The sequence below is a fragment of the Roseiarcus sp. genome, from assembly GCF_052145395.1.
In the GTDB taxonomy this organism is placed as follows: domain Bacteria; phylum Pseudomonadota; class Alphaproteobacteria; order Rhizobiales; family Beijerinckiaceae; genus Roseiarcus.
This window is the reverse complement of the sequence record NZ_JBKQOT010000884.1, coordinates 1-8,704: the sequence shown is the minus strand read 5'-3', so window position 1 is coordinate 8,704 and position 8,704 is coordinate 1. Positions and strand designations below refer to the sequence as shown.

The window sequence follows — 8,704 nt, the reverse complement described above, 5'->3', positions numbered from 1 at the left end:
AATATACTGGTGGTGGAGGTTGCTACATAATGCCGCGTATTAGCACACCCGCGCGCCGGAACACAACACTTGGCGCACACACGCTCAAACTGCGATCCACGCCTCGCACCAGCCTAAAGAGACAAGGCTCACAAGCGGAGCAAATAGCCTCTTTGCTTGTGTGAACCCGGACGGCCTGCTTCCGATCGAACCGGTTCGCAGCTTGTTTCAGCAACTTCGGTCAGCGCGACCAGGCGTTCAGCCAACGACAGCTTTCTCGCGTTTTGCGCGCGTTCGCAGAGCCCATCTTGAGGGCAGCAAAGGGTCGAACTGAGCCGTTCGCCGCTCAGTCGCCGAACGCCCGCAATTTGCGCAGAGCAGACGGCCGGAGTCGACGTATTGCTGCCGGTCGAGATTGCGTCCGTGGACGCCTCGATTGGGCGGATAGTGACCGTTCACCGAACGGCAGGAACGGGCGGACTTCCAGCCTTTCCTGGCAGCCTTTGTAGACCCGGTGTCTGCGTTGTGGACAGGATCACAGTCTGCCACGCCGCGAGCGCGCCGGTGCTATGGAACCGGCAACTTGCTTGAGACAATCGCCAATTCTGGTTGTGTTGATCTCCGTCGAAAGCGGCAATCCGGCGAATTTCGGGTCAGAACACGAGATACGGAGGAGAACGCAAATGAGGGGCATCAAGCTTGTTCCATTGTGCTTTGGCAGTCTCTCAGCGATTGCTTTCGCGCTTGCCGTGCCGAGCGCAACGGCTCAAGAGCTTCATGGGCATCAGGTCTGTCGCAATGTAGGCGCTTTCACGCCCGAGCAACTCGGCGATCGCGAGGGCCACGTGCTGTCGATTGGGGAAGCAAGTTGCCAGGTTACTGAAGGCCCCCTGGCCGGCGCAGTTGTGACCGAAACAGCCATGTTGGAATGGGATGGGCCGAAGGCGAAAGAGCTTTCGGATTATGGAGTTGCGCGTAAGCCGGGAGCCACAGAGGCATTTCAACATACGGACGGAACGCTTGAGGTCACGATGACCGATGGCAAACCTAGCGGTTGGACAGCCTCCGGGCATGGCATTGTAACTTTGGCGACCGGAAGTTGGGCGTCTCTGAACGGCAAGAACTACGAGTGGACCGGCAGGGGCACAGGTCCGAATGTCTTTGAGGCCGACTATACGTTCAAGTGACAGAGTAACGGCCGATTTCGGTGGACAAAAAGCGGTCACCTACAGAGTGGCCTCAAGGGAAGAAGGCTTAAGCCGCCTTAATCAGTAGCCTTTGAAAAGTAACCACCACAGCCTGCTTGCGAGTTCTCATTCTCGTCCCTCCGCGAGGACGCGCTCGGGCGAGCTGCTCCGGGAAAGGCCGCTCTTTGGCGTTTTGCGTCCGTACCGGGATTGACGGGGAACGCGCGCTTCGGGTCGATAGCGGGCCTTCGAGCAGCAACATTCGAGACCTCGTGGCGTCTCTCAAAGCCCTCGATTTTCATTGACCGCTCAGGGTCGACTCCGGCCGGGACGTGCGGCCGACGGCGTTCGACCGCAGCGCGCTCCTCAAAGGAACGCCAAGCCCCCGTTCACCGCGATCGTCTGGCCGGTGATGAAGGCGTTGCCGATGACGAGGACCGTCGCCTCAGCGACGTCTTCGGCTCGGCCCATGCGGCCTACCGGAATGCGCGCGACGACGCCCTGAGCCTTCAACGGGCCGCCCATCTCGGTGTCGGTCGGGCCGGGCGCCACGGCGTTGACGGTGACGCCGTCTTTGGCGACGCGCGCCGCGTATCCCTGCGTAAGGCCTTCGAGCCCGGCCTTGGACGCGTTGTAGGCGACGCCGACGGCGCCGGCGCCGCGCGCCGCGACGGAAGAGATGTTGACGATCCGCCCCCATTGGCGCGCCCGCATGCCGGGCAAAAACGCCTCGGTGCAGAGGTAGGCCGACTTCAAATTGGTCGCGAGCGTGCGATCGAACGTCTCTTCGCCCGCGTCGGCGATCGCCACGCCCGCATTGTTGATCAAAATGTCGATCGGGCCGAGATCGCGCGCGACGCGCTCCGCGAGGCCGAAAACTTCGGCGCCGAGCGACACGTCGGCGCGTATGGCGATGGCGTGGCCGCCGGCGGAACGGATGCGCTCGACGACGGCGTCGGCCTCTTCGGCGCGAGTGCGGAAATTGACCGCGACGGCCGCGCCGCACTCCGCCAGCGCGAGCGCGATCGCCCGGCCGATGCCGCGCGATCCGCCTGTGACAAGCGCGTTCCGTCCCGAAAGATCAACCCAAAGGCCATGCCTCCTCCGTCGTGTGTTCGACTCGGCTTCGCCTGAGCGCCGACGCTTTGGCCAACGATCGAGTATCGAGACCCGGGCATGGCCTTAAATCATCATAACGGCCGCAGTTACGGGGCAGGGCGCAAGGCTTCGGCGACGGCGGAGGGATTGCGGCCAATCACAACGAGATAGGCGCGCGCGGCGGCGTCGGGATCTTTGCGCCCCTGTTCCCAATCTCGCAACGTTCCAAGCGGGATATGAAACCTTGTTGCGAATTCTTCCTGCGACAAGCCGAGGGCGCGCCGAATGACGCGCACCTGGGGGGTGCGCTTCATGCGCGTGAGGTCCTCCGACGTCAGCGGCTTCGCGTCGGGGTCGGCAAGGGCGGCGGCATGACGTTCATCGGGAGTCATCGCGTCGAGCCGGCTCCAATCGTGGTTAGCTGTTCTGCTCATGGTACCGCCGTTGCTCAATAGGCTCCGCCCCTCGCGCCGAAATCAGGCGGATGCGCTCGTCTCGCATGGTGTAAACGACGACCAAGAGGCGCTGTCGCGCCATCCCTATGAGGAGGAATCGATCCTCGCCGTACTCTTCGCGGTCATCGATCAACTCGATCGCAAACGGGTCTTTGAAGACATCGCGCGCAGCTTCGAAGGTGACGCCATGCTTTGTGAAGTTCGAAGCGGCCTTGGCGTCATCCCACTGATAATGACCGTCGTCCATTAGGTACTGCATAGCCGTAGTTTTGTCAAGGGCCAACGATTCCTTTCGCCCACTATTCCGCTCCCTATAAGCCCTTGATTTCTGACCCGCTCCGATTTTTCCGCTCGCCGCCCTTGCGCGGCCACAAGCGCGGGCCAATCTGATAGGCGCTCGAGCGACCGCCGGCGGTGGCGTTGCGGCCTTGGGCCATTGGAGGTCCTTTATGGGCACGGCTGACAATACGTGGGGCGGCGCGCGGGAATTCGGCCCGGGCGACTGGGCGAACGCCCGGTGGCGGCGCAGCGGCACGCGCTGGACGGCGTTCGAGATCATCGCTCTCGTTCTCGGCTTCATCGTCTTCTGGCCGATCGGCCTGGCGATCCTCGGCTACAAGTTCTGGCAGCGCCGTTCCGGCGGCCCCGATCTGCAGACCTTCGTGACCGACAAATGGCAGGGCGCGCGTACGATGATGTCCGAGAATTCTTCCTGGAGCTGCGGCTCCGCCATGCGGCGCGCGAGCCGCTTCTATAGCCCCTCGACCGGCAACATGGCCTTCGACGAGTGGCGCGAGGCCGAGCTCGCCCGGCTCGACGAGGAGCGCCGCAAGCTCGACGACGCGCAACGCGAGTTCGCCGAGTATGTCGAGGCGATCCGCCGCGCCAAGGACCGCGAGGAGTTCGAGCGGTTCATGGCCGAGCGCCGCGCGAGACCCGCGAACGGCGGCGGTCAGCCGAGCGGCCAGCCAGGCTGACGACACGCCTCAAAGTTCGATCAGACAAGGAAAGCCCCTCTGTCCGCCGACAGGGGGGCTTTCTTGCGCTTGACGATCTTCGCTCACGCAATGGTATGCTCCGACGCCTTCCCTTTCCGGAGCACTTCATGCGCCGCCCATCGCTTCTGGTTTCCGCCGCTCTCGCCCTTGCCGCCTCCGTCAGTCTCGCCGCCGCAAAAGACAGCGTGACGATCGGCATGGTGCTCGAGCCGCCAGGGCTCGATCCGACGACGGCGCCCGCCGCCGCGATCGGAGAAATCACGCACGGCAACATTTTTGAGGGCCTGACGAAGATCAACGAGGACTTCTCGGTGACGCCGCAGCTCGCCGAGAAATGGACCTTCTCGCCCGACCTGAAAACCCTGACCTTTACCCTCAAGCCGAACGTCAAGTTCCAGGACGGAGAGCCGTTCTCCTCGAAGGACGTCAAGTTCTCGTTCGAGCGCTTTGGCGCCAAGGATTCGACCAACAAGGACAAGGGCTTCTTCGCCTCGATCGAATCGATCGAGACCCCCGACCCGCTGACGGTCGTGCTTCACTTCAAGGCCCCGAGCTTCGAGGCGCTGTTCCACCTCGGCATGAACACCGCTGTGATCCTCGACGAGAAGAGCGCGGCGAACGAGGCGACCGCGCCGGTCGGCACCGGCCCCTACAAGCTCGGCGCGTGGACGAAGGGCGCTTCGATCACGCTCGACAAATGGGACGGCTATCGCGACGCGGCGAAGATCCCCCTCGCGCACGCCACCTTCCGCTTCATCTCCGATCCGTCGGCGGCGGTGGCGGCGATGCTCGCCGGCGACGTCGACGCCTTCCCGCGCTTCGCCAACGTCCAGGCGCTCGACCAGTTCAAGTCGGACCCGCGCTTCGAGGTGCTGGTCGGCGGAACCGAGGGCAAGACGATTCTGGCGATGAACAACAAGAAGAAGCCGCTCGACGACCTCAAGGTGCGTCAGGCGATTGCCTACGCCATCGACCGCAAGGCGATCATCGACGGCGCGATGAACGGGATCGGGACGCCGATCGGCAGTCACCTGACGCCGAACGATCCGGGCTACGTCGACCTGACCGGCCTCTATCCGCACGACCCGGAAAAGGCGAAGGCGCTGCTCAAGGAGGCGGGGGCGACGACCCCGCTCGACCTCACGCTGATCCTGCCGCCGCCGCCCTATGCGCGCCAGGGCGGGGAGATCATCGCCGCTCAGCTCGCCGACGTCGGCATCAACGCCAAGATCGAGAATGTCGAATGGGCGCAGTGGCTGTCGGGGGTCTACAAGGACCACAACTACGACCTGACGATCATCAGCCATGTCGAGCCGCTCGACATCGGCATCTACGCCAACCCGAACTACTATTTTCAGTACGACAGCCCGGCGTTCCAGGAGATCTACAAGAAGGTCACCACCGCGCCGGATCTCGACGCCTACAAGGCGGCGCTCACCGAGGCGCAGAAGCAGCTTGCCGCCGACGCGGTCAACGCCTTTCTCTTCCAGCTTCCCAACGTGTCGGTCGCGAGCGCCGACCTGAAGGGCCTGTGGAAGAATGCGCCGATCTTCGTCAACGACCTTTCGGAGATGTCGTGGAAGTGATCGGGAAGGCCTGAGGTGCAGCCATTCCGGTTGTCGGCGCTCGAACTTTTGAGCGCCTATCGTGGGCGAAAACTCACGCCGGCCGAGGCCATGGCCTCGGTGATCGAGCGGATCGAGGCCTTCGAGCCGCATATCGCGGCGACTTGGCTCTACGCGCCCGAGCGCGCGCTGAAAGAGGCGCGCGCCTCGGAGGCGCGCTGGATGAAGGGCGAGCCGATCGGCCCGCTCGACGGCGTGCCGGTCACCGTCAAGGACAACATCGCCACCCGGGGCGAGCCGACTCCGGTCGGCACGGCGGCGAGCGACATGACGCCGGCTGAGGCCGACGCGCCGCCCGCAGCGCGGCTCCGCGAGGCGGGCGCGATTGTGTTCGCCAAGACGACCATGCCGGACTACGGCATGCTGTCGTCCGGCCTGTCGAGCCATCACCCGCTCGCACGCAACCCCTGGAAGCTCGACCGCAATCCGGGCGGATCGTCGGCGGGCGCGGGCGCGGCGGCGGCGGCGCTCTACGGGCCGTGCCATGTCGGCACCGACATCGGCGGCTCGATCCGCCTGCCGGCGGGGTGGTGCGGGATCGTCGGCCTGAAGCCGTCGGCCGGGCGCGTGCCGATCGACCCGCCCTATATCGGACGCGTCGCCGGCCCGATGACCCGCAGCGTCGCGGACGCCGGCCTGATGATGGCGACGCTGACGCTGCCGGACGCGCGCGACTATACGAGCCTCGAATATCGGACGCTCGACTGGGCGGTCCGGCCGGCGCGGCTCGCCGGCTTGCGTGTCGGGCTGTTGCTGGAGGCGGGTTGCGGCGTCCCGCCGACGGCGGAGGTCCGGGCGGCGATCGAGCAGGCGGCGCGGGACTTCGAGGCGGCGGGCGCCCGCGTCGAGCCGATCGGGCCGTTCCTGACCCAGGACATGCTCGACGGAGTCGACCATTTCTGGCGCACCCGGGCGCTGGTCGACATGAACGCGCTCGCGCCGGAAAAGCGCGCGGCGGTGCTGCCGTTCATCCGCGACTGGGCCGATTCGGCGAACGGCTTTTCCGGAGAGCACGTCTTCCGCGCCTTCAGCCAGAGTCTTGCGATGCAGAAGGCGGCGGCCGGGGCGACGCAAGCGTTCGATGTTGTGCTGACGCCGACCGCGCCGATGACCGCCTTCCCGGCGGAATGGGCCTCGCCGAGCCGCGACCCCCTAAACCCGCTTCCGCACATCGGCTTCACCGTCGCCTTCAACATGTCGGGCCAGCCGGCGCTCTCGATTCCCTGCGGCTTTTCGAGCGAAGGCCTGCCGATCGGCCTCCAGATCGTCGGCCGCCGCTTCGACGACGTCGGCGTGCTGTCGGTCGCGCGCGCCTACGAGGAGATCCGCTCGGCGGTCATTCTGCCATGGCCGGAGCCGCCGGGAAATTGAAGGCGTCCGAAGAACTGCTTGATTAACGACGCCGAACGCACAGGCGGTCCCGACGACGGCCGCATCCACTCTGAATGTTTGAGTTCAACGCTAAACCATTTCCGAGAGGTGCGGTTCGGTCCGATGGAGAAGAAACTAACCAAGAGCGAGGCCGAGCTTATCGCGACGGTTGCAAACATTGTCGATCCGGATGCCTGCCTGCGCTTCGCTCAGCGCGCAAAGGACCGGGGTATGCTCGCGCTGGCGGCCGCGTGCGAAGAGCATGCGAAGACGCTCGGGCCGGTCAAGAAGTTGGGCACTCGAAAGTTGTCAATGTCCCCAAGCGTGGCGACGATTGTCCCGATGAAGACGCATGTCGTAGCGGAAGAGGCGCTCACGATCCTGGAAGCGGACTACCGAGCAAACCTGCCCCCAACCACCTATGGCCAACTGGCTCGACGCTGTGGCTTTGAAGGGCAGAACATTCGCTGGTTCGGGCAGGTCACCGATTTGATCGACGCCGCGTGCGCGCTCGCGGGCGTTCCCAGCTTTGCGCTTGTGCGCGTACTTGAGGCGAACGGCAACATCAACCACGCCGCCTGGCGCAAAGGGTACGAACACTTGCGCGATGCGATCATCGCGAAGGCGCAAGCCGGAATATGGACTGATAATGACTCGGACTTTACGAAAATTCGTGACGCGCTGGCTTTATTCTCCGCACATGCCTTAGGAAACAAGAAAGCGTGGGACTACGTGATTACACAGATCGACATAAACAAGTGGGCGGGAGCGACGGGCTGAAAGCGACGCCTCTGCCCTCGGGGTCCGGACTCGCTCCGACGATAGCAGCGACCCGGGATTCCTGTCATCCCTTGGGGTTGGTCGAGGGCACCAAGGACGTCCCGTTCCACTCCGCCACCAGATCCGACAGCATCGGCACGTAGTCCTCGCCGTGGCCGGTCGCGACGGCCTGCGCGAAAGAATTGCGCACCGCCGCTCCGACCGGATTGGCGACGCCGAGCGCGAGCGCGAAGCCGGCGAGGTACGTCATGTCCTTCGAGGCGTTCGTGAGGGTGAAGCGATGGGCGTTGCGGTCGCGCTCGATCACGTACTTCCGAAAGGTCTGGTAGAAGAGGCAGTCCATGCGGCCGTCGCGGATGACCGCGTCGAACACCGTGGGAGACAGCCCCGCCTTGGCCCCCACCGTCAGGGCTTCCGAGTAGAGCGCCGCGTAGCCCATCGAGACAAAATTGTTGAGGAGCTTCATCGTGTGGCCGGTGCCGACAGGCCCGGTCTCGACGATGCGGCCGGCGAACGCCTCAAGGATCGGCCGCGCGCGTAAAACCGCGGCGGGATCGCCGCCGACCATGACGTCGAGCGTCCCCTCCCAGGCGTCCTTCGGGGTGCGGCTCAAGGGGGCGTCGACGAACGCGATCCCCTTCGGCGCCAGCTCGGCGGCGAGTTTTCGGGTCGAGGCCGGCTCGGAGGTCGAGCAGTCGATAATCATGAGGGGCTTGCCCGCCGCGGCGAGGCCGTCGGGCCCCAGCACGACCGTCTCCACTTGCGGCGAGCCGGTGACGCAGAGCACGACGATGTCGCTCGCCTCGGCGATTTCTCGCGCGCTCGCGGCCTCGTTCGCGCCGCGGCCTTTCAGGTCGTCCACCGCCTCGCGTTTGCGATGCGCGAGCACGGTCAGCGGAAAGCCCTTCTCGACGAGGTTCTTCGCCATGCCGTGGCCCATGAGCCCGATTCCGATGAAGCCGATACGTTCTTTCATGCGCGCCTCCTCGCAAGAGTCTCGATTGTCGCTAGCATGTCAGCTGCCTCTTGTCTTGCAAGGAGGGAAGCTCAAGGCAATCGATGCAACATGACCGCGATCCGCGGGGCCATGTCCTCCCCGCTTGTGGGGGAGGATTGAGGAGGGGGGTCGCGCCAGCCTTGAGAATTTTGGCCTCATTCCACCGGCCCTTTCACGGGTGGGCGCGACCCCCCACCCCGGCCCGCCCCCACAA

Annotated in this window: 10 protein-coding genes; 6 read left to right on the top strand and 4 right to left on the bottom strand. The window is 64.8% G+C overall.

The window, feature by feature from the left end:
• Positions 1–662: 662 nt before the first annotated feature.
• Complete coding sequence (locus tag ACLP25_RS30630; RefSeq protein ID WP_442472861.1) at positions 663–1,166, top strand: hypothetical protein; 504 nt, start codon at positions 663–665, stop codon at positions 1,164–1,166.
• Between the two features lie 366 nt (positions 1,167–1,532).
• Here ACLP25_RS30630 and ACLP25_RS30625 read toward each other — a convergent pair whose 3' ends face one another.
• Positions 1,533–2,180, bottom strand: coding sequence for an SDR family NAD(P)-dependent oxidoreductase (locus ACLP25_RS30625; protein WP_442472862.1), 648 nt, complete (start codon positions 2,178–2,180; stop codon positions 1,533–1,535).
• On the opposite strand from ACLP25_RS30625, the gene ACLP25_RS30620 reads away from it, so the two are divergent.
• The gene (locus ACLP25_RS30620; RefSeq protein WP_442472860.1) at positions 2,085–2,300 is read left to right on the top strand and encodes a hypothetical protein; all 216 of its coding nucleotides are present in this window, start codon (positions 2,085–2,087) and stop codon (positions 2,298–2,300) included. The two genes, ACLP25_RS30625 and ACLP25_RS30620, sit on opposite strands and share 96 nt — an antisense overlap.
• A gap of 71 nt (positions 2,301–2,371) precedes the next feature.
• Here ACLP25_RS30620 and ACLP25_RS30615 read toward each other — a convergent pair whose 3' ends face one another.
• Together ACLP25_RS30615 and ACLP25_RS30610 are read right to left on the bottom strand one after the other, a co-directional pair.
• Positions 2,372–2,698 (bottom strand): helix-turn-helix domain-containing protein, encoded by a 327-nt coding sequence (locus ACLP25_RS30615; protein WP_442472859.1) that lies wholly within the window; start codon positions 2,696–2,698, stop codon positions 2,372–2,374.
• A complete protein-coding gene (locus tag ACLP25_RS30610) occupies positions 2,682–2,966 on the bottom strand; it encodes a BrnT family toxin (protein WP_442472858.1) in 285 nt (94 codons plus the stop codon). The genes ACLP25_RS30615 and ACLP25_RS30610 overlap by 17 nt, the downstream gene beginning before the upstream one ends.
• Before the next feature lie 202 nt (positions 2,967–3,168).
• On the opposite strand from ACLP25_RS30610, the gene ACLP25_RS30605 reads away from it, so the two are divergent.
• The 4 genes from ACLP25_RS30605 (at position 3,169) to ACLP25_RS30590 (ending at position 7,493) form a co-directional block, all read left to right on the top strand.
• Complete coding sequence (locus ACLP25_RS30605; protein WP_442472857.1) at positions 3,169–3,696, top strand: DUF2852 domain-containing protein; 528 nt, start codon at positions 3,169–3,171, stop codon at positions 3,694–3,696.
• 128 nt (positions 3,697–3,824) lie between these two features.
• Positions 3,825–5,303, top strand: coding sequence for an ABC transporter substrate-binding protein (locus ACLP25_RS30600; RefSeq protein WP_442472856.1), 1,479 nt, complete (start codon positions 3,825–3,827; stop codon positions 5,301–5,303).
• Positions 5,304–5,318: 15 nt separating this feature from the next.
• Positions 5,319–6,713, top strand: coding sequence for an amidase (locus ACLP25_RS30595; RefSeq protein WP_442472855.1), 1,395 nt, complete (start codon positions 5,319–5,321; stop codon positions 6,711–6,713).
• An 18-nt stretch (positions 6,714–6,731) separates the two neighbouring features.
• Positions 6,732–7,493, top strand: coding sequence for a hypothetical protein (locus ACLP25_RS30590; RefSeq protein ID WP_442472854.1), 762 nt, complete (start codon positions 6,732–6,734; stop codon positions 7,491–7,493).
• A 64-nt stretch (positions 7,494–7,557) separates the two neighbouring features.
• Here ACLP25_RS30590 and ACLP25_RS30585 read toward each other — a convergent pair whose 3' ends face one another.
• On the bottom strand, positions 7,558–8,469 hold the full coding sequence (locus tag ACLP25_RS30585) for an NAD(P)-dependent oxidoreductase (protein WP_442472853.1): 912 nt from the start codon (positions 8,467–8,469) through the stop codon (positions 7,558–7,560).
• Positions 8,470–8,704: the final 235 nt, after the last annotated feature.